Origin of the sequence: Aquabacterium sp. NJ1 (genome assembly GCF_000768065.1) — a bacterium.
GTDB lineage: Bacteria > Pseudomonadota > Gammaproteobacteria > Burkholderiales > Burkholderiaceae_C > Aquabacterium.
This window is the reverse complement of sequence record NZ_JRKM01000001.1, coordinates 682,815-702,722: the sequence shown is the minus strand read 5'-3', so window position 1 is coordinate 702,722 and position 19,908 is coordinate 682,815. Positions and strand designations below refer to the sequence as shown.

At 62.7% G+C, this 19,908-nt stretch carries 15 protein-coding genes and 1 tRNA gene; 13 read left to right on the top strand and 3 right to left on the bottom strand.

The genetic code is table 11. The features are described 5' to 3' along the window. Nucleotides 1–4: 4 nt before the first annotated feature. The 5 genes from JY96_RS03005 (at nucleotide 5) to pbpG (ending at nucleotide 5,889) form a co-directional block, all read left to right on the top strand. Nucleotides 5–1,288, top strand: coding sequence for a mechanosensitive ion channel family protein (locus JY96_RS03005; protein ID WP_035034828.1), 1,284 nt, complete (start codon nucleotides 5–7; stop codon nucleotides 1,286–1,288). A gap of 18 nt (nucleotides 1,289–1,306) precedes the next feature. Then, complete coding sequence (locus JY96_RS03000) at nucleotides 1,307–1,954, top strand: phosphatidylserine decarboxylase (RefSeq protein WP_035034826.1); 648 nt, start codon at nucleotides 1,307–1,309, stop codon at nucleotides 1,952–1,954. A 38-nt stretch (nucleotides 1,955–1,992) separates the two neighbouring features. Continuing rightward, complete coding sequence (pssA, locus tag JY96_RS02995) at nucleotides 1,993–2,802, top strand: CDP-diacylglycerol--serine O-phosphatidyltransferase (protein WP_052162879.1); 810 nt, start codon at nucleotides 1,993–1,995, stop codon at nucleotides 2,800–2,802. Between the two features lie 267 nt (nucleotides 2,803–3,069). Next, on the top strand, nucleotides 3,070–4,611 hold the full coding sequence (locus JY96_RS02990) for a 2-isopropylmalate synthase (RefSeq protein ID WP_035040970.1): 1,542 nt from the start codon (nucleotides 3,070–3,072) through the stop codon (nucleotides 4,609–4,611). Between the two features lie 141 nt (nucleotides 4,612–4,752). Beyond that, on the top strand, nucleotides 4,753–5,889 hold the full coding sequence (gene pbpG / locus JY96_RS02985; RefSeq protein ID WP_035034825.1) for a D-alanyl-D-alanine endopeptidase: 1,137 nt from the start codon (nucleotides 4,753–4,755) through the stop codon (nucleotides 5,887–5,889). A gap of 81 nt (nucleotides 5,890–5,970) precedes the next feature. Here the strand turns inward: pbpG and JY96_RS02980 are convergent, their stop codons facing one another. Together JY96_RS02980 and JY96_RS23795 are read right to left on the bottom strand one after the other, a co-directional pair. After that, on the bottom strand, nucleotides 5,971–6,654 hold the full coding sequence (locus JY96_RS02980) for an IclR family transcriptional regulator (RefSeq protein WP_235333839.1): 684 nt from the start codon (nucleotides 6,652–6,654) through the stop codon (nucleotides 5,971–5,973). Between the two features lie 95 nt (nucleotides 6,655–6,749). Then, entirely contained in the window at nucleotides 6,750–7,112 is a 363-nt protein-coding gene (locus tag JY96_RS23795) for a hypothetical protein (protein ID WP_235333838.1), read from the bottom strand. Between JY96_RS23795 and JY96_RS02975 the strand changes: the two genes are divergently transcribed. Continuing rightward, the gene (locus JY96_RS02975) at nucleotides 7,111–8,046 is read left to right on the top strand and encodes a TIGR03790 family protein (RefSeq protein WP_235333836.1); all 936 of its coding nucleotides are present in this window, start codon (nucleotides 7,111–7,113) and stop codon (nucleotides 8,044–8,046) included. The two genes, JY96_RS23795 and JY96_RS02975, sit on opposite strands and share 2 nt — an antisense overlap. Before the next feature lie 15 nt (nucleotides 8,047–8,061). On the opposite strand, the gene JY96_RS02970 is transcribed toward JY96_RS02975, so the two are convergent. Further along, nucleotides 8,062–8,937: a squalene/phytoene synthase family protein gene (locus tag JY96_RS02970; protein WP_081960989.1), complete on the bottom strand. Its 876-nt coding sequence runs from the start codon at nucleotides 8,935–8,937 to the stop codon at nucleotides 8,062–8,064. A 171-nt stretch (nucleotides 8,938–9,108) separates the two neighbouring features. Between JY96_RS02970 and JY96_RS02965 the strand changes: the two genes are divergently transcribed. The 7 genes from JY96_RS02965 (at nucleotide 9,109) to lon (ending at nucleotide 19,896) form a co-directional block, all read left to right on the top strand. Then, the gene (locus JY96_RS02965; protein WP_035034816.1) at nucleotides 9,109–10,260 is read left to right on the top strand and encodes an efflux RND transporter periplasmic adaptor subunit; all 1,152 of its coding nucleotides are present in this window, start codon (nucleotides 9,109–9,111) and stop codon (nucleotides 10,258–10,260) included. A gap of 17 nt (nucleotides 10,261–10,277) precedes the next feature. Beyond that, nucleotides 10,278–13,442: an efflux RND transporter permease subunit gene (locus JY96_RS02960; protein ID WP_052162073.1), complete on the top strand. Its 3,165-nt coding sequence runs from the start codon at nucleotides 10,278–10,280 to the stop codon at nucleotides 13,440–13,442. A gap of 148 nt (nucleotides 13,443–13,590) precedes the next feature. After that, nucleotides 13,591–13,677: transfer RNA gene (locus tag JY96_RS02955), tRNA-Leu, on the top strand. 32 nt (nucleotides 13,678–13,709) lie between these two features. After that, on the top strand, nucleotides 13,710–15,032 hold the full coding sequence (tig, locus tag JY96_RS02950; RefSeq protein WP_035034813.1) for a trigger factor: 1,323 nt from the start codon (nucleotides 13,710–13,712) through the stop codon (nucleotides 15,030–15,032). 281 nt (nucleotides 15,033–15,313) lie between these two features. Then, nucleotides 15,314–15,922 carry an ATP-dependent Clp endopeptidase proteolytic subunit ClpP gene (gene clpP / locus JY96_RS02945; RefSeq protein ID WP_035034810.1) on the top strand — a complete coding sequence of 203 codons (609 nt, stop codon included), beginning with the start codon at nucleotides 15,314–15,316 and terminating at the stop codon, nucleotides 15,920–15,922. Between the two features lie 147 nt (nucleotides 15,923–16,069). Beyond that, nucleotides 16,070–17,347 carry an ATP-dependent Clp protease ATP-binding subunit ClpX gene (gene clpX / locus JY96_RS02940; protein WP_035034808.1) on the top strand — a complete coding sequence of 426 codons (1,278 nt, stop codon included), beginning with the start codon at nucleotides 16,070–16,072 and terminating at the stop codon, nucleotides 17,345–17,347. Between the two features lie 122 nt (nucleotides 17,348–17,469). Further along, nucleotides 17,470–19,896, top strand: a complete 2,427-nt coding sequence (gene lon, locus JY96_RS02935) for an endopeptidase La (RefSeq protein WP_035034806.1) — start codon at nucleotides 17,470–17,472, stop codon at nucleotides 19,894–19,896. The last annotated feature ends 12 nt before the right edge of the window (nucleotides 19,897–19,908 follow it).

Sequence of the window (19,908 nt, the reverse complement as noted above, 5' to 3'; positions counted from 1 at the left end):
CTTCATGTCAGTGAGTACCGCGCAGGTCACCCATCCCATCACCTCCGAAGAACTGATCCAACTGCTTGAAGGGCTTCAGCAGCGCTCGGCCCTGGCCGAAGCCGGCATCTTGCTGGGTTGTCTGGCACTGTCCTGGTTGTTGCTGCGCCTGTGGCGTGGCGCCAAGGGGGACCCCCATTCCGTCTGGTTTGGCCGCCATGTGGTGGACGGGGTGCTGTTCCCTGTGTTGGCCCTGTTCCTGTCGCTGGCCGCCCGGCGCATGTTCCTGGGCGTGCTGCCCTTGACGGTCTTCCGGCTGGTCATTCCGGTGCTGGCCTCCCTGGCCGTGATCCGACTGACGGTCAAGGTGCTGCGGGTGGCTTTCCCTCAATCGCATACGGTGAGGGTGGTCGAGCGGACCGTCTCCTGGCTGGCCTGGATCGTCACCGTGCTGTGGGTGACCGGCGTCATGCCGATGGTGATGGGTGAGCTGGAAGACATCACCTGGAAGATCGGCGCCACGCAGGTCAGCCTGCGCAACCTGATCGAAGGCTCGCTCAGCGCCGTGCTGGTGCTGATCCTGAGCTTGAGCCTGTCGTCGGCCATCGAAAACAAGCTGCTCAAGGGCGCCACGGACAACCTGTCCCTGCGCAAGATCGCCGCCAACGCCATCCGCGCCATCTTGCTGACCCTGGGGCTGATCATGGCTCTGTCGGCGGCGGGCATCGACCTGACGGCCTTGTCCGTGCTGGGTGGCGCCGTGGGCGTAGGCCTGGGTTTCGGTCTGCAGAAACTGGCGGCCAACTATGTCAGCGGCTTCGTGATCCTGGCCGAACGCAGCCTGCGCATCGGGGATCTGGTCAAGGTGGACAACTTCGAGGGCCGCATCACCGACATCAACACCCGCTACACGGTGCTGCGCTCCTCTTCAGGCCGCGAATCCATCGTGCCCAACGAGTTGCTGATCACGCAGCGTGTCGAAAACGCTTCGCTGGCCGATAACAAGCTCATGCTGACCACGGTGGTGCAGGTGGGTTATGGCACCAACCTGACCACGGTGATGCCTGCGCTGCGGGATGCCGTGACCGCTGTGCCCCGCGTCGTGGCGGAGCCTTCGGCCTCCGTGTTCCTCAGCAGTTTTGCTTCTGACGGGCTGGAGTTGACCATTGCCTTCTGGATCGCCGACCCCGAAAACGGCCAGCTGGGCGCGCGCTCGGCGGTCAATCTGGTGATCCTGGATACGCTCAACCGCCTGGGGGTGGACATTCCGTACCCGCAGCGGGTCATGCACCATGTGAACGCCGCTTGAGTTATCCTCCGCGGCAAGATGAGTTTCCCTTTTCCCCTACCGAGTCGGGACAACTGGCCCTTTCTGGGTGCACTCCTGCTTCTTTGCCTGTTGGCGCTGGCCTGGCAAGGCCCCTTGGTTGCCAGTGTGCTGGCGCTGGCCGGGCTGCTGCTCCATGCGGTTTATTTTCGTGACCCGCCGCGTGCCATTCCCTCGCAGGCCGGTGTTGTGCTGTCTCCCGCAGACGGCCGCATCGTGCGCATTGAAAAGGCCCGTGACCCCTACGCCAACCGCGATGCCCTGCGCATCAGCGTGATCATGAGCCTGTTCAACCTGCACGCCAACCGCGCCAGCGTGGACGGCGTGATCCGCCAGGTCGAGTACATTCCCGGCCAGTTGCTGAACACGGATCTGGACACCGCTTCTCGGCATCACGAGCGCAATGCGCTGGTGATCGAGTCCAACGGCCAGTTGGTCACCCTGGTGCAGGTGGCGGGGCTCATTGCCCGTCGTATCCTGTGCTGGGTCAAGCCCGGTGACACGCTCACGCGTGGTCAGCGTTACGGTTTGATCCGTTTTGGCGCGCGGGTGGATGTCTACCTGCCACCCAATGCCGTGCCCAAGGTCGCTCCCGGCGACAAGGTCTCGGCCACCACCACCATTCTGGCAACCCTGAACAAGGCTTGACTGTGCAACCTGTTTCCCCGCAAGAGGCGGATCCCAACGTGGATCTGAGCCTGGACGATGCCGATGACGCGCCACGCCCGCGTCGCAAGGGCATCTACATCCTGCCCAATCTGTTCACCCTGGCTGCCCTGTTTGGCGGCTTCTACGCCATCGTCATGGCCATGAACGGCCATTTTGACCAGGCTGCGGTCGGCATCTTCTGCGCCATGGTGCTCGACAGCCTGGATGGCCGTGTGGCGCGCATGACCAACACGCAAAGCGCCTTTGGCGAGCAGATGGACAGCCTGTCCGACATGGTGTCCTTCGGCGCCGCACCGGCGTTGATCGCCTACGAATGGGCACTCAAGGACATGGGCAAGCTGGGCTGGATCGCCGCCTTTGTGTACTGCTCGGGTGCGGCCTTGCGCCTGGCACGCTTCAACACCAACATCGCCGTGGTGGACAAGCGCTTCTTCCAGGGCCTGCCCAGCCCGGCCGCCGCTGCACTGGTCATGGGCCTGATCTGGGTGGTGACCGACCTGGGCGAAACCGCGCGTTCACTGCACGGCATGGTCTGGCTGGCCTGTGGTTTCACGCTGTACGCGGGCCTCACCATGGTCACCAACATCCCGTTCTACAGCTTCAAGGACGTCAACTTCCGCCGCACCGTGCCCTTCATCGCCATCGTGGCCATCGCACTGGGCATTGCCGTGATCACCATCCACCCGCCCATCGTGCTGTTTGGCGTGTTCGTGATCTATGGCGTCTCGGGCTATGGTGTGTATGTCTGGAAGCGCATGAAGGGCAAGCCGGTGAGCGTGATTTCCACCTCCACCGACGAGCCAGATGAAGCCGGCCTACATCGCTGATCGCCATTTCCGAGGCTGAATCGGCGTATTTGCCCCGTTCAGGCCCCGGGCACGCATGCTATATTGACACCCATGACTACCTTCAACGCATCGCTGCTACTACTGCTAGGAGTGCCCCGGGCGCGTTGATCGCTATCGTCTGTACCACCAGTACCCCTTGCATCACGGCCCGCCAAGCGCTTCTTGCGGGCCGTTTTGTTTTGGATGGAAGAAGTCCTCGGCCCGCGTCAACCTGACCTGACCGACTTCTGTCCCACGGAGACCACCATGACCGACAAGCTCATCATTTTCGACACCACCTTGCGCGATGGCGAACAGTCGCCAGGCGCGTCCATGACGCGTGAAGAGAAGCTGCGCATCGCCCGCCAGCTTGAGCGCCTGAAGGTCGACGTGATCGAAGCCGGTTTCGCCGCATCCTCCAATGGTGACTTCGAGGCCATCAAGTCGATCGCCGATGTCATCAAGGACTCCACCGTGTGCTCGCTGGCCCGTGCCAACGACCGCGACATCAGCCGTGCTGCCGAAGCCCTGAAGGGCGCCAATTCCTGGCGCATCCACACCTTCATTGCGACCAGCGCGCTGCACATGGAAAAGAAGCTGCGCATGTCGCCCGAGCAGGTGCTCGAGCAAGCGAAGCTGTCCGTGCGTTTTGCCCGCAACCTCACGTCCGATGTCGAGTTCTCGGCTGAAGACGGCTACCGCTCCGACCTGGATTACCTGGCCCGCGTGTGCGAGGCCGTGATCAACGAGGGCGCGACCACCATCAACATCCCGGACACCGTGGGCTATGCCATCCCCGAGCTGTACGGCAACTTCATCAAGACCCTGCGCGAGAAGGTGCCCAACTCGGACAAGGCCATCTGGTCCGTGCACTGCCACAACGACCTGGGCATGGCCGTGGCCAACTCCCTGGCCGGCGTCAAGATCGGCGGCGCGCGCCAGGTGGAGTGCACCATCAACGGCCTGGGTGAGCGTGCCGGCAACTGCGCACTCGAAGAGGTCGTGATGGCTGTGCGCACCCGCCGTGACTACTTCGGTCTGGACGTGGGCATCGAGACCCAGCAGATCATGCCCGCCTCGCGCCTGGTGTCGCAAACCACCGGTTTCGTCGTGCAGCCCAACAAGGCCGTGGTCGGCGCCAACGCCTTTGCCCACGCCTCCGGTATCCACCAGGACGGCGTGCTCAAGGCCCGCGACACCTACGAAATCATGCGTGCCGAAGACGTGGGCTGGGCCGCCAACAAGATCGTGCTGGGCAAGCTCTCGGGCCGCAACGCCTTCAAGCAACGCCTGCAGGACCTGGGCATCGACCTGGATTCGGAAGCCGAAATCAACGCCGCCTTCGCCAAGTTCAAGGAACTGGCCGACCGCAAGAGCGAAATCTTTGACGAAGACATCATCGCCCTGGTGGGCGACGAGAGCGTCACCAACGAGCAGGAGCACTACCGCCTGGTGGCCTTGTCACAGCGCTCGGAGATGGGGGAGCGCCCGCACGCCAGCATCGTGTTTGCGGCCGGCGAGCAGGAACACCGTTCCGAGAGCGATGGCAATGGCCCTGTCGACGCCAGTGTCAAGGCAATCGAGGCTGTCGTGAAAAGTGGCGCGGAAATCGTCCTTTACTCGGTGAATGCGATCACGTCCGGAAGCACAGAATCGCAAGGAGAGGTCACAGTTCGCTTGCAGCATAGCGGGCGCGTTGTCAATGGGGTCGGGGCAGATCCGGACATCGTTGTGGCGTCAGCCAAAGCCTATCTCTCTGCGTTGAACAAGCTGCACAGCAAGTCCGAGAGGGTGGCCGCACAGGGTTGACCCGCACGACGGTGGTCTGATTAGCCAGACCGCTTGATAAAGAACGCGTAAGTCTTTGATCTTGCGCGTTTTTTTATTACACTTGCGTGAAGACGAAAGGGCTGTACTGTGGTGTGCTCGAAATTGAATAAAAACTGGCTTGTGATTGCACTCGTTTCCGTGCTGTCTTTCACGGCTACGACCTCTGTTGAAGCCGCCACCAAGGCTCGCCATGCGTCGGCGCACACCGTCAAGAGCAAGAAGGTCGTTCGTCACGGTAAATCGCGCGTTCGCGCCGTTCATGCCGCGCCTCGTTCGACGGCATCTCGTTCGGCGGCGTCTCGTTCGGCAGTAACTCGCGCCGTTGTCAACAATTCGGCTGAACCCGCCAAGCTGACACCGGTTTCGATCAATGCCGCCAGCGCCATCAAGCCTGCATCCAACCTGGCAGCAGCGTCCAGCGCTTCCGGTGCTTCCTTCGGCCAGCTCTATGGCCTGCATCACACGCAAGACCCTCTGGACCTGAAGTCCAGCGTGGCCCTGGTGATGGACCAGGACACCAATGAAGTGGTGTTTGCCAAGAATTCCGAGGCCGTGCTGCCCATCGCGTCGCTCACCAAGCTGATGACGGCCATGGTGATGGTCGAAGCCAAGCTGCCGTTGGAAGACCAGATCACGGTGACCTCGGAAGACGTGGACACCGAAAAGAACAGCAGCTCGCGTCTGGCCGTTGGTGCCACCCTGACGCGCGGCGAATTGCTGCACCTGGCGCTGATGTCCTCCGAGAACCGCGCGGCGCATGCGCTGGGCCGCACTTATCCTGGCGGCTTGTCTGCTTTCGTCATGGCGATGAATGCCAAGGCCCGTTCCCTGGGCATGGCTGACACCAAATATGTTGACCCCACGGGTCTGAACAGCGGCAACCAGTCCAGCGCCAAGGATCTAGCCTCCCTGGTCAAGGCGGCCTACCAGCAGCCCTTGATCCGTGAGCTGTCCACCTCGCACGAATACGCCGTGCGCGTGGGGCGTCGTGAACTGCAGTTCCACAACACCAACAGCCTGGTGCGCAACCCCGCCTGGGACATCGGCCTGCAAAAGACCGGCTACATCGTGGAAGCCGGGCGCTGCCTGGTGATGCAGGCCAAGATGGCCGGCCGCAAGTTCATCATGGTGTTCCTGGATTCCTCGGGCAAGTATTCTCGCCAGGCCGACGCCGAACGTGTTCGCCGCTGGATCGAGTCGGCCACGCAAAAGGGTGCCTTGAGCAGCCTGCCCGAACACAACAAGGTCACTTCGTGATCTGAGCAGGTCCGCGCGCTGGCGCGGGCCCATGAAAAAAGCCTCCCTCGGGAGGCTTTTTTTTGGTGGGGCCGGGCCTGGTCAGGCGTGGCTCCAGCCCAGGCTGCCCGACACGCGCTGGGCCGTGTTCTTCAGCGCCTCGCCCCATTCCGGGCTGATGCGTGATGCGGGTGCGTTGAGCGCCAGGCTGGCTGCCACGCGGCCCTGGTCGTCCAGAATCGGTGCGGCGGCCAGCTGCAGGGAAGGGTCTTGCCCTTCGCCTTCCTGTGCGAGACCGGTCTGACGAATCAGGGACAGCTCGGCAGGCAGGCCAGGTTGGTTGGCGGACAAGGCTTGCAAGGCTGAGCCGGTTTCATTGAGCAGCAGCACCTTGCCGGCGGCGCTGCTCGTCAGCGGCACGCGCAGGCCCATCACGCGGGTGACCTGCACGCCATTGCGCTCGGACACCGTGCGCTCGATGCACAAGGCATCATCGTCCTGGCGAACAAACAGGGAAACCGGGAAGCCGGTCAGGCGGTGCAATTCCTGCATGGGGCGCACGGCCAGATCACGCACATCCAGTCGGGCGCGGACCAGGTTGCCCAGCTCCAGCAGGCGCAGGCCAAGGCGGTAGGCGCCAGGGCCGGAGCGCTCGACCATGCCGCCAACGGCCAGGTCATTGAGGATGCGGTGGGCGGTGGAGGGGTGCAGACCGGTCTGCTCGCTGATCAATTTCAGTGAAACCGCACCTCCGTCACGCGCGAGTGTGTCCAGCAGACTGAACATTCTGCTGAGAACCTGGATCGAAGTGGATGCTGCTTTGGAGTCACTCATCGGGGTTTTCCTCCGTGAGAAGGGATTTTGAAAGGTGGAACCCCCCATCAATCGGCGAAATAATCTGTGCCTTGAGCGCATTTCGCCCCTTTGGCATGTCGTTTTCGGCATTTCATAACGCCTATGACCATTTCCAGTTTCAACGCGCCAATCTGGTGCCGCGCTCGACGCCCCGTGTCCTTGTTTCGCCTTTTTTTCGTGGGCCTTGTGGCTGCCGGCCTTGGCTGTATGGCGTCGGCCCAGCCCAGCAACGCCCCGGAGAAGGACGTCGCCGCCAGCGGCAACCCGGCCTCCCAGGCGGCTTCTTCGGGGGCCGTGAATGCGCCGCCCGCCTCGGCGGCCTCGGCCCCAGTGCGCAAATGGCTTTCGCCCTTTCCAAGGATGTACGGGCGACTCACGGCAAAAGACATGGGCCTGGTCATCAACGAGGACGATCCTTACTCGGTGCAGGTCGGGGCCTATTACGCCAAAGCCCGCCGCATTCCTGCAGACCAGATCCTGCGGGTCAGCCTGCCCCTCAAGCCGAGCCTGACGCCCCAGGAGTTCGAGGCTTTCTCGAAAAAGGTGGACGAGTTCTACGGCGGTCGTGTCCAGGGGCTGGCGCTGGCCTGGAAGCAACCCTTCAGCGTGGACTGCAACTCCATCACTGGCGCGCTGGCGTTGGGCTATGACGGGCGCCTGTGCAGCAAGACCTGCGACAAGGGGCGGCCATCTTCCTACTTTGGTTCGATATCGACCAAACCCTATAAAGATCACCACATTCGCCCCAGTATGCTGCTGGCAGCCCGGGATGTGGAGGGAGCCAAGGCCTTGATCGACCGCGGCGTGCGCTCGGACGGCACCCTCGGGCTGCGCGGTGCCCCGCCTGTGGATGTGCACTTCGTGACCACCTCGGACAGCGTGCGCAGCGTGCGCCAGGTCTTCTTCCCACCCGCCGGGCCCGAGCCCAAGGTGGGGCTCAACGTGTTCCTGGACCAGACCGATGCCTTGCGCAATGTGGACCGGGTGCTGCTCTACATGACGGGCCGTGCCACCGTGGATGGCCTGGACAGTGTGAACTTCGTGCCCGGTGCGCTGGCCGACCACCTGACCTCATTTGGCGGCAAGCTGGATGACCCGCACGGCCAGATGAGCGTGCTCTCTTGGATCGAGGCGGGTGCCACGGCGAGCTATGGCACCACCAGTGAGCCTTGTGCGCACGTGCAGAAGTTCCCCAACCCCCAGGTGCTCCTGCTCTTCTATGTGCAAGGGGCCACGGCCTTGGAAGCCTACTGGAAAAGCGTGATGTGGCCCCAGCAGGGGCTGTTCGTGGGCGAGCCTCTGGCGGCACCTTACGGCCGGTGAGGGCCCACCAGCGCTTCAGCGCAGCAGGCCCCACTTCACGCGTTGCGCCACCCACCATTTACGCAACGGTGTCAGCACGATGCGTTCATGCAGGACGCGGTCTCCCTGGTTGGCGATCTCGTCGATCAATTGCAGATACAGGTGTGCGAGCACGCGCAGAGGGAGCAGGGCTTGCGTCTCTTTGGCGGGCAGCACCTGGCAAGCCTTGAGTCCCGCCTGGATGTTGTCCGTGGCCCGCTGGTGCAGGTGCGCAAGCAGGGCGGGCCAGCCCTCGGGTGCTTGCGTCGCATCCGGCTTGCTCAACTGGTGCGCCTTGACATCGTGCGCCTGCAGGACATCGATGCCCAGTTGAACCCAGCCGGCGCGCGCATCCTGGCCCAGGCGGGCCAACTGGTGTGCCTGGCGCATGCCCCAGCCCAACTGGCTTGCAGCCTGTTTGGCCGCCTCGCTTGATGCCCCCAGCAGGCAGGCGGCACCTTCGCAGGCGGCCCCCGTGGTCTGCTGCGCATGGCGCTGCAGGCTGGCGTCATCCAGCCAGCGTGTCTGGTGGACCAGGGTCAGCAAGCCTTCGATCTGGCTGGCCCATAAAGGCCAGTCCGGCAACGCCCCCGCATCCTTGCTGGCCGGTGCGGACAGCAGGCCCTTGAGCAGGGGGTGATGTGCCTGCCCCTTGGCGGCGTCCTGCAACTCCTGCAGCCACCAGCGCAGTTTCGTTTCTGCCACGCCGGGATCATGGATCTTGAATGGAATCTGGGCGGTCTCATGCCACCATTGCAGCCATAGACGCAAGGCAGCGCTTCGTCCGGCAGGTGCCGTGGCGAGCGCGTAGTAGAGGCTGCTGCCTGGATGCGGAAAAACGTCAGAAGAGGGGAGTGGGGAGGATGAATTCATGACAAATGGCAAGACGCAATCCGTATTGTCTCAATAGCTGAATTGACAGACCCAGAAATCATTGCCTACATTACTGACCCGCGAGTCAGTTACTCTGGCGTCGTGCGATGTCCGTCGTCTTCTTGTTGTTGATTCGCCGCGCATCCCCCTCTGCTCCAATCCGATCACCATATGAAATTGAATGCGCACCGCGTCCCGACGGGCCTCGTCTTGCTCTCGACTGCTCTGGTTCTGGCCCTTGGGGGCTGCAGCAAGGAGCCGCCTGCGCCCACACCCGAGCGAGCCGTGCGCACACTGATGGTGTCGGAAACGGGCGGCGTGCTGGAGCGCGAATTCTCTGCGGATATCCGCGCGCGTACCGAGTCGCGCCTGGGTTTCCGCGTGCCGGGCAAGGTGGCTCGCCGCCTGGTCGAGTTGGGGCAGGCCGTGCGTGCGGGGCAGGTATTGGGGCAACTCGACCCGCAGGACCTGCGTTTGCAGCAGGACGCAGCCCGCGCTGGCCTGGCCGCCGCGGAGGCCAATGCCACGCAGGCCGCAGCCGATCTCAAGCGCTTCAAGGAACTGAAGGCCCAGGGATTCATCAGCGAAGCCGAACTGGAGCGCCACAACACCATGGCCACGACGGCCGAGGCCAGCCTGCGCCAGGCGCGCGCCCAGGCCGGGGTGCAAAGCAACCAGACCAGTTACGCCGCGCTGGTGGCGGACGCCGCAGGCGTGATCACGTCGGTGGACATGGAGCCCGGCCAGGTGGTGAATGCCGGGATGCCGGTGCTGACGCTGGCCCACGACGGCCCCCGGGACGCCGTGTTTGCCGTGCCTGAAGATCTGGGGCAGGCGGTGCGAGGCCTGGTCGGCAAGAAGGACGCCATCAAGGTGCGCCGCTGGGGCAGCAATGATTGGGTGCCTGCCACGGTGCGTGAGGTGGCGGCCGCCGCTGATCCTGCCACCCGCACTTTCCTGGCCAAGGCTGATGTGGGCAAGGCCGGGTTCGAACTGGGGCAATCAGCCAGCGTGGCGTTCAACACACCGGTGCGTGTTGCCGGCGGTGTGCGCATCCCCCTGTATGCCCTGGCTGAGCGCGATGGCAAGTCCATCGTCTGGGTGCTGGATGCCCAGTCCATGACCGTCAAGCCAACGCCCGTGGTGACGGGCGATGTCACCGGCAACGTGATCCTCATCGCCAAGGGCCTCGCCCCCGGTCAGGAAATCGTGACGGCGGGCGTGCACGCGCTCAACCCTGGTCAGAAGGTGCACCGTTATCAGCCCGCCACCGCGCCGGCTGATGGCAACGGTGCAACGGCCGCATCGGCGGTCAAGCCCTGATCGGCGAGGAGCGAGTCTTGAGTCACAAGCCAGATTCCTCGAACGAGGCGCAGGGCGCCTGGCCGCAAGGTCAGCGTTTCAATATTTCCCGCTGGGCGCTGGAGCACCCCGCGCTGACGCGCTACCTGATGGTGGTGCTGATGCTGCTGGGCCTGGCCGCCTACTTCCAGCTGGGGCAGGACGAAGATCCGCCCTTTGCGTTTCGCATCATGGTCGTGCGCGCCTACTGGCCGGGCACCACCGCGCAGCAGATGGCCGAGCAGGTGACAGACAAGATCGAGCGCACGCTGCAGGAGGTGCCTTACGCCGACAAGATCCAGTCCTACACCAAGCCGGGCGAGTCCTTCACGCTCTTCATGGTCAAGGATTCGTCACCGCCCAAGGAAATTCCCAACCTCTGGTACCAGGTGCGCAAGAAGGTGGGCGACATGCGCTACACCTTGCCGCAAGGCGTGATCGGCCCGTTCTACAACGACGAGTTCGGTGACGTCTACGGCTCCATCTACGCCTTGTCTGCCGATGGCTTCTCGCAAGAAGAGTTGCGTCAGTTTGCAGACCGCGCCCGTTCTGATTTGTTGCGTGTGCCGGGCGTGGCCAAGGTGGAACTGTTCGGCGTGCAAGCCGAGAAGATCTTCCTGGAGATCCCGCAGTTCAAGCTGGCCCAGTTGGGGCTGGATCTGCAACAGGTGATCCAGCAACTCAATGCGCAGAACGGCGTCGAGGGCGCGGGCGTCTACAACGGCGACCGTACCAATGTGCAGATGCGCGTGAACGGCGCCTTCCAGAACGTCGAGCAGTTGAAGCAGATGCCTTTGCGTGTGCTCAACCCGGCCACCGGGCAGGCCCGCACCTTCCGCCTGGGCGACATCGCCACCGTGCGCCGCGGGTATGAAGATCCGCCTGTCACCAAGGTTCGCCACCAGGGCAAGCAGGTGGTCGCATTGGGCATCTCGATGGCCAAGGGCGGGGACATCATCGAGCTGGGCAAGAACCTGTCGGCTGCGACAGAGCGTATCAAGGCCAGCCTGCCTGTGGGCATCGAGCTGGATCAGATCCAGAACCAGCCGCAGGCGGTGTCCAACTCCGTGGGTGAGTTCGTGCACGCCCTGGTCGAGGCCGTGGTGGTGGTGCTCGCGGTGAGTTTCCTGAGCCTGGGCTTGCACACCAAGCCGCTGCGCCTGGATGTCTGGCCGGGCCTGGTGGTGGGCATCACCATCCCCCTGGTGCTGGCCGTGACCTTCCTGGTCATGGACCTGTGGGGCGTGGGCCTGCACAAGATCTCGTTGGGTGCGCTCATCATCGCGCTGGGCCTGCTGGTGGACGACGCCATCATCGCCGTCGAGATGATGGTGCACAAGCTGGAAGAGGGCTACGACAAGATGCGCGCGGCCACCGCCGCCTACGACATCACGGCCATGCCCATGCTGACGGGCACCTTGATCACGGCGGCCGGCTTCCTGCCCATCGGCATGGCCAACTCGGCCGTGGGCGAGTACACCTTCGCCATCTTTGCGGTGACCGCCGCGGCGCTGCTGATCTCCTGGGTGGTGTCGGTCTACTTCGTGCCCTACCTGGGCCAATGGTTGCTGCGCACTCGCCCGAAGATTCAGGCGGGCGAGGGCGAGCTGGCTGATCTGTATGACACACCGTTCTACTCGCGCTTCAAGGCGCTGGTGAACTGGTGCGTGGCGCACCGCTGGATCACCATCGCCATCACCCTGGGGGCCTTGTTCCTCGGTTTCGTCGGCATGGGCAAGGTGCAGCAGCAGTTCTTCCCGGATTCCAGCCGCCCCGAGATCATCGTGGACCTGTGGCTGCCGGAAGGCTCCAGCTTTGACTCGACCGAGGACGTGGCGCGGCGCTTCGAGGCGCGCATGATGAAGGAGCCGGGCGTCAAGACCGTGAGCTCATGGATTGGCTCGGGCCTGCCACGCTTCTACCTGCCCATGGACCAGATCTTCCCGCAGAGCAACGTCAGCCAGATCGTGGTGTTGCCGCAGGACGCGGCCATGCGCGAGCAGATCCGGCACAAGCTGCCCACCATCCTGGCCACCGAGTTCCCCGAGGTGCGCACGCGTGTGAAGCTGTTGCCCAACGGGCCGCCCGTGCCTTACCCGGTGCAATTCCGCATCGTGGGGGATGACGTGACGACCTTGCGCCACTGGGCGGAAGAAGCCAAGACGATGATGCGTGCGCACCCTGACATGCGCGGCGTCAACGACAACTGGAACGAGTCCGTCAAATCCATCCGACTGAGTGTGGACCAGGACAAGGCGCGCGCCCTGGGCGTGACCACGCAGTCCATCGCCCAGGCCAGCCAGGTGCTGACCTCCGGCACGACCGTGGGCCAGTACCGCGAAGGCGACCGCCTCATCGACATTGCCTTGCGCTCGCCGCAATCCGAGCGCCAGACCCTGAGCGCCTTGGACAACGCCTACGTGCCGACAGCGTCGGGCAAGATGGTGCCGGTGCTGCAAGTGGCCAAGCCCAAGCTGGTGTGGGAGCCCGGCGTACTCTGGCGCGATGGCCGCCACTTCGCCATCACCGTGCAGGGTGATGTGCGCGACGGCATCCAGGGCCCGACCGTGAGCCAGGCCCTGTGGCCCAAGATGAAGGAGCTGGAAGCCAAGATGCCCGAGGGCTACCACGTGCAACTGGCGGGTACGGCAGAAGAAAGCACCAAGGGCCAGGGCTCGATCTTTGCCAATGTGCCGGCCATGCTGTTCATCATCTTCACGCTGTTGATGCTGCAGTTGCAGAGCTTCTCGCGTGCGCTGCTGGTTTTCCTGACCGGGCCGATGGGCATTGCCGGTGTGGCCATGGCCTTGCTGGCCTCGGACAGGCCGTTCGGTTTCGTGGCCATGCTGGGTGTGATCGCCCTGATGGGCATGATCATGCGCAACTCGGTGATCCTGATCGACCAGATCGAGCAGGACCGCGCCCGGGGTGTGCCAGCCTGGGATGCCATCGTCGGGGCGGCCGTGCGCCGTTTCCGCCCGATCGTGCTGACTGCGGCCGCGGCCGTGCTGGCCATGATCCCGCTGACCCGCAGCGCCTTCTGGGGCCCGATGGCGGTGGCCATCATGGGCGGCCTGATCGTGGCCACCTTGCTGACCCTGCTGGCCTTGCCAGCCATGTACGCGGCCTGGTTCAGGGTTCGCCACCAGTCGACAACGGCCTGAGGCCGTCAAAACAGGGGCTGAGCCGCGTTAGAATCGGCGGTTCAGACCAAATTAGCCTGTCCGGGTGCCGGGTGGGCCTGCGTGAGACCGTTTCACTTCGTGAGCCGCTTCGCAGGCACGACCGGCGGCCGGACTTTTCAAAGTCAATGCGCGGGTGGCGAAATTGGTAGACGCACCAGGTTTAGGTCCTGACGCCAGCAATGGTGTGGGGGTTCGAGTCCCCCCCCGCGCACCAGACTCAATTCTTATTTACTGAGAGATCACATCATGGCGATCAACGTGGAGACCCTCGACAAGCTGGAGCGCCGCATCACGCTGTCCCTGGCAGCTGACGTTCTGCAATCTGAAGTCGATGCCCGCCTGAAAAAGCTGGCCCGCACTGTCAAGGCAGACGGCTTCCGTCCCGGCAAGGTGCCGATGAATGTCGTGGCCCAGCGCTATGGCTACTCCGTGCAATACGAAGTGGTCAACGACAAGCTGGGTGAGGCTTTCGCCCAGGCCGCTCAAGAAGCGCAACTGCGCGTGGCCGGCCAGCCCCGCATCTCCGAAAAAGAAGGCGGCCCGGTTGAAGGCCAGCTGCAGTTCGACGCCACTTTCGAGGTCTACCCCGAAGTGAAGATCGGTGACGTGGCCTCGGTTGAAGTCGAGCGCGTGACCGCTGAAGTCAACGACGCAGCGATTGACCGCACCATCGAGATCCTGCGCAAGCAGCGTCGCACGTTCGCCCAGCGCCCGGCTGCTGAAGCCGCTGCCGATGGCGACCGCGTGACCATCGACTTCGAAGGCAAGATCGACGGCGTGCCTTTCGAAGGCGGCAAGGCTGAAGGCTTCCAGTTCCTCGTGGGCGAAGGCCAGATGCTCGAAGCTTTCGAGAAGGCCGTGCGCGGCATGAAGGCGGGCGACTCCAAGACCTTCCCCCTGAAGTTCCCTGATGACTACCACGGCAAGGACGTGGCCGGCAAGGAAGCCGACTTCCTGGTGACGGTCAAGAAGGTGGAAGCCCAGAACCTGCCCGAGCTGAACGAAGAGTTCATCAAGGGCCTGGGCCTGGCCGATGGTTCGCTCGACGCCCTGCGCGCCGACATCAAGCGCAACCTCGAGCGTGAAGTCAAGTTCCGCGTGGCTGCCCGTAACAAGGCTGCCGTGATGGAAGCCCTGCTGAAGCTGGTCGATTTCGATCTGCCCCAGTCGCTGGTGGCAGCCGAGTCCGACCGCCTGGTGGAAGGCGCCCGCGAAGACCTGAAGGCACGTGGCATCAAGGACGCCGACAAGGCCCCGATCCCCGCCGAAATGTTCAAGCCCCAAGCCGAGCGCCGCGTGCGTCTGGGCCTGACCGTGGCTGAACTGGTCAAGGCCAACAACCTGCAAGCCAAGCCCGAGCAACTGCAAGCCCACATTCAAGAGCTGGCACAGAGCTACGAGCAGCCTGCTCAAGTGGTGGCCTGGTATATGAGCGACCGCCAGCGCATGGCTGAAGTGGAAGCCGTCGTGATTGAAGGCAATGTGGCTGACTTCGTGCTGTCCAAGGCCAAGGTCACCGACAAGGCACTGGGCTTCGAAGAACTGATGGGCCAACAGGCCGCTGCCTGATTTCCCAGCAGCACAGTGGGGTTTGCTTCTGCCCGGTGAATGCCGGGCGTTTGCCAACCCTCGCTTTCTTTCTGCAAAGGGCACCTGCAATCCCCAGTGGAAGCAGGTGCCTTTTGTTTTGTGCGACTTTGTCTGTGCTTGCAAACAACGGAAAGACGACCAAGGTAGTCGTGCGCTTTTTCTCGCGTTCGACCGGGGCGTATCCAGCGTCATAATCTTTTTCACAACCTCACATTTGTGGTTCCTCGCACGAATGAGGTGCCACCTACAGAAGGAAGCACATGAGCGCAACGGACATTCAGAACCTGGGCCTGGTGCCCATGGTCATTGAGCAATCAGGTCGTGGTGAACGCGCCTATGACATCTACAGCCGCCTCTTGCGCGAGCGGGTGATCTTCCTGGTCGGCCCCGTCAATGACGCCACCGCTAACCTGGTCGTGGCTCAGATGCTGTTCCTGGAGAGCGAGAACCCGGACAAGGACATCTCGTTCTACATCAACTCGCCTGGCGGCAGCGTGAGCGCTGGCATGTCGATTTTCGACACCATGCAGTTCATCAAGCCCGACGTGTCCACACTTTGTATGGGCATGGCTGCGTCTATGGGGGCCTTCCTGCTGGCCGCCGGTGCCAAGGGCAAGCGTTTCGCGCTGCCCAACTCCAAGATCATGATCCACCAGCCTCTGGGCGGCGCCCAAGGTCAGGCCACGGACATCGAAATCCACGCCCGCGAGATCCTCAAGACCCGCGAGCAACTCAACCGTATCCTGGCCGAGCGTTCCGGCCAGCCCCTGGAGAAGATCCAGAACGATACCGAACGCGACTACTACATGTCGGCCGATGAGGCCGCCACCTACGGACTCATCGACAAGGTGCTGGACAAGCGGCAGTGAGCCGACAGGTGCCCTGGCACCCCGAAACACCCCTGAAAGTGGCAAAAAAGCCGCGCCAAGATGGGGCAGTTCACGGGGATCGCCGCCAGGGCATTTGTCTTATCATGTCCTCAACCCCCCTTGCCGACTCTTTGACAGGCCTGCACCATGGCAGATAAAAAAGGCTCCTCCAGCGAAAAAATCCTCTACTGCTCCTTCTGCGGAAAGAGCCAGCACGAGGTGAAGAAGCTCATCGCCGGCCCGTCGGTCTTCATCTGCGACGAGTGCATCGAGCTGTGCAACGACATCATCCGTGATGAGGTCGCTGCCGAAGCCGAACAATCACGTCCTGCACGCAGCGACCTGCCCACGCCGGCCGAAATCAAATCCAGCCTGGACCAGTATGTGATCGGCCAGGACACGGCCAAGCGCACGCTGTCTGTGGCCGTGTACAACCACTACAAGCGGCTCAAGCACATGGGCACGGGCGAGAACAAGAAGCCCGATGTCGAGCTGGCCAAGAGCAACATCCTGCTGATCGGGCCTACCGGCTCCGGCAAGACGCTGCTGGCCCAGACCCTGGCCCGCCTGCTGAACGTGCCTTTCGTGATCGCCGACGCCACCACCCTGACCGAAGCCGGTTATGTGGGCGAAGACGTCGAAAACATCATCCAGAAGCTGCTGCAGAACTGCAACTACGAGGTCGAGAAGGCCCAGCGCGGTATCGTCTACATCGACGAAATCGACAAGATCTCGCGCAAGTCCGACAACCCCTCCATCACGCGTGACGTGTCGGGTGAGGGCGTGCAGCAGGCCTTGCTGAAGCTGATCGAAGGCACGATGGCTTCGGTGCCCCCGCAAGGTGGCCGCAAGCATCCCAATCAGGATTTCCTGCAGATCGACACGACCAACATCCTGTTCATCTGCGGCGGCGCTTTCGACGGCCTCGAGAAGGTCATTCAGAACCGTTCGGTCAAGTCCGGCATCGGTTTTGGCGCCGCGGTTCAGAGCAAGGAAGAGAAGAAACTCTCTGAAGTGTTCCGCGAGGTCGAGCCCGAGGATCTGATCAAGTTCGGCATCATCCCCGAACTGGTTGGTCGTTTGCCCGTTGTGGCCACCCTGGGTGAATTGACCGAGGATGCGCTGGTGCGTATCCTGACCGAACCCAAGAATGCGTTGATCAAGCAATATCAGCAACTTCTGAGCATGGATGGGGTCGAACTCGAGATCCGTCAACCGGCGCTCGCTGCCATCGCCCGCAAGGCCCTGGCCCGCAAGACCGGCGCGCGTGGTCTTCGCTCCATTCTGGAACAGTCGTTGCTTGACACGATGTTCGAATTGCCTACCCAGGAAGGAGTGCAAAAGGTGGTCCTGGATGAGTCCACCATCGAAGAGAACGCCAAGCCCTTGTTGGTGTATCGGGAACAGGCTAAGGCCAGTGCCTGAGCGAAACCGAATAGGTCAGCTCTGACGGGCACCGCTGAAAACCCTGTACTTCTAGGTTTTCACGGTGCCCTTGTGTTTTATCGCTGAAGCCCCATGTGGGCATCAGAGAAAGTGAGCCCAATATGTCTGGACACCCCATTCTTCCTTCTGAACCCATCACGCTGCCACTGCTGCCCTTGCGCGACGTCGTGGTCTTTCCGCACATGGTGATCCCGCTGTTCGTGGGGCGCCCCAAGTCCATCAAGGCACTGGAAGCCGCGATGGAAGCTGGCCGGCAAATCATGCTGGTGGCTCAGAAGGCCGCCGGCAAGGACGAGCCCAAGGCGGAAGACATGTTCGACATCGGTTGCGTCTCCAGCATTCTGCAGATGTTGAAACTGCCTGACGGCACCGTGAAGGTGCTGGTTGAAGGCGTGCAGCGTGCCAATACGTCGGCCATCCACGACGAAAACGAGTACTTCACCGCTGATGTGGTGCCGGTGCAGCCCGAAGGCAATATCACGCCCGAGGTTGAGGCACTGCGCCGCGCGGTGACGCAGCAGTTCGACCAGTACGTCAAGCTCAACAAGAAGATCCCGCCCGAGATCCTCACCTCGATCTCCGGTATCGACGATGCTGGCCGTCTGGCTGACACCATCGCCGCGCATTTGCCGCTCAAGCTCGAAGCCAAGCAAGCCGTGCTGGATCTGTTCTCGGTCTCTGGTCGCCTGGAAAAGCTGCTGGAGCAACTGGAACACGAAGTCGACATCCTGCAGGTCGAGAAGCGCATCCGTGGCCGCGTCAAGCGCCAGATGGAGAAGTCGCAGCGTGAGTACTACCTGAACGAGCAGGTCAAGGCCATCCAGAAAGAGCTGGGTGAAGGCGAAGAGGGCGCAGACCTCGAAGAAATCGCCAAGAAGATCGAAGCCGCTCGCATGCCCAAGGAGGCACGCAAGAAGGTCGAGGCCGAGTTCAAGAAGCTCAAGCTGATGTCGCCGATGTCGGCCGAAGCGACGGTGGTGCGCAACTACATCGACACCCTGGTCGGCCTGCCCTGGAGCAAGAAGTCCAAGGTCAAGCATGACCTGGCGCTCGCCGAGTCGGTGCTGAACGAAGAGCACTATGGCCTCGACAAGGTCAAGGAACGCATCCTTGAGTATCTTGCTGTGCAGCAACGCGTGGACAAGGTCAAGGCGCCCATCCTGTGCCTGGTTGGCCCTCCCGGTGTCGGCAAGACCTCGCTGGGTCAGTCGATCGCCCGTGCGACCGGCCGCAAGTTCGTGCGCATGGCCCTGGGCGGCGTGCGTGACGAAGCCGAGATCCGTGGCCACCGCCGCACCTACATCGGCTCTATGCCGGGCAAGGTGCTGCAGAGCCTGGGCAAGGTCGGTGTGCGCAACCCGCTGTTCCTGCTCGACGAGATCGACAAGTTGGGCATGGACTTCCGTGGCGATCCTTCATCGGCGCTGCTGGAGGTGCTGGACCCCGAGCAGAACCACACCTTCGGTGACCATTACATCGAGGTTGATTTCGACTTGTCGGATGTGATGTTCGTGGCGACCTCGAACTCGCTGAACATCCCGCCAGCCTTGCTGGACCGGATGGAAGTGATCCGCCTGGCCGGCTACACCGAAGACGAGAAGGTGCACATCGTTCAAACGTACTTGCTGCCCAAGCAGATCAAGAACAACGGTGTGAAGGACGGTGAGTTGGAAGTCGCTGAAAGCGCCATCCGCGGCATCATCCGCTACTACACCCGTGAAGCCGGTGTGCGTTCGCTGGAACGCGAGGTCTCCAAGATCTGCCGCAAGGTGATCAAGGGCTTTGCGCTCAAGCAGTACACCGAGAAGGTGGTCGTGACCGACGAGAACCTCAATGACTTCCTGGGCGTGCGCAAGTACAGCTACGGCGAAGCCACGAAGGACAACCAGGTCGGTCAGGTCGTGGGCCTGGCGTGGACGGAAGTGGGCGGCGATCTGCTGACCATCGAAGCCGCGATCATGCCCGGCAAGGGCAACATCATCCGCACCGGCCAGTTGGGCGATGTGATGAAGGAGTCCGTCGAGGCCGCTCGTTCGGTGGTGCGTTCACGCGCCCGCCGGCTGGGCATCACCGACGATCTGTTCGAGAAGCGCGACATCCACATTCACGTGCCGGATGGCGCCACGCCGAAGGACGGCCCGTCTGCTGGTGCGGCCATGACCACGGCTTTCGTGTCGGCACTGACGGGTATCCCGGTGCGTGCTGACGTGGCCATGACGGGTGAAATCACCCTGCGTGGTGAAGTCACGGCGATTGGCGGCTTGAAGGAGAAGCTTCTGGCTGCTCACCGCGGTGGCATCAAGACCGTGCTGATCCCTGAAGAGAACGTGAAGGACCTGGCTGAGATCCCCGAGAACGTGAAGAGCCAGATCGAGATCGTGCCTGTGAAGTGGATCGACAAGGTGCTGGAAGTGGCACTGGAGCGCCAGCCCACGCCACTGCCTGAAGAAGAGGCCAAGGTGGAAGCCAAGCCGGAAGCGGCTGCGGCCCCTGCGGCTGCGGGCAGCAGCGATGTGATGAAGCACTGATCGGTTGAAAAA

What these genes read in the sequence shown, in the direction of transcription:
- JY96_RS03005 (WP_035034828.1), top strand. Translation starts at nt 5, where the DNA reads ATGTCAGTGAGTACCGCGCAGGTCACCCATCCCATCACCTCCGAAGAA.
- JY96_RS03000 (WP_035034826.1), top strand. Translation starts at nt 1,307, where the DNA reads ATGAGTTTCCCTTTTCCCCTACCGAGTCGGGACAACTGGCCCTTTCTG.
- JY96_RS02990 (WP_035040970.1), top strand. Translation starts at nt 3,070, where the DNA reads ATGACCGACAAGCTCATCATTTTCGACACCACCTTGCGCGATGGCGAA.
- JY96_RS02980 (WP_235333839.1), bottom strand. Translation starts at nt 6,654, where the DNA reads ATGTTCAGTCTGCTGGACACACTCGCGCGTGACGGAGGTGCGGTTTCA.
- JY96_RS02975 (WP_235333836.1), top strand. Translation starts at nt 7,111, where the DNA reads ATGGGCCTGGTCATCAACGAGGACGATCCTTACTCGGTGCAGGTCGGG.
- JY96_RS23795 (WP_235333838.1), bottom strand. Translation starts at nt 7,112, where the DNA reads ATGTCTTTTGCCGTGAGTCGCCCGTACATCCTTGGAAAGGGCGAAAGC.
- JY96_RS02970 (WP_081960989.1), bottom strand. Translation starts at nt 8,937, where the DNA reads ATGAATTCATCCTCCCCACTCCCCTCTTCTGACGTTTTTCCGCATCCA.
- JY96_RS02965 (WP_035034816.1), top strand. Translation starts at nt 9,109, where the DNA reads ATGAAATTGAATGCGCACCGCGTCCCGACGGGCCTCGTCTTGCTCTCG.
- tig (WP_035034813.1), top strand. Translation starts at nt 13,710, where the DNA reads ATGGCGATCAACGTGGAGACCCTCGACAAGCTGGAGCGCCGCATCACG.
- clpP (WP_035034810.1), top strand. Translation starts at nt 15,314, where the DNA reads ATGAGCGCAACGGACATTCAGAACCTGGGCCTGGTGCCCATGGTCATT.
- clpX (WP_035034808.1), top strand. Translation starts at nt 16,070, where the DNA reads ATGGCAGATAAAAAAGGCTCCTCCAGCGAAAAAATCCTCTACTGCTCC.
- lon (WP_035034806.1), top strand. Translation starts at nt 17,470, where the DNA reads ATGTCTGGACACCCCATTCTTCCTTCTGAACCCATCACGCTGCCACTG.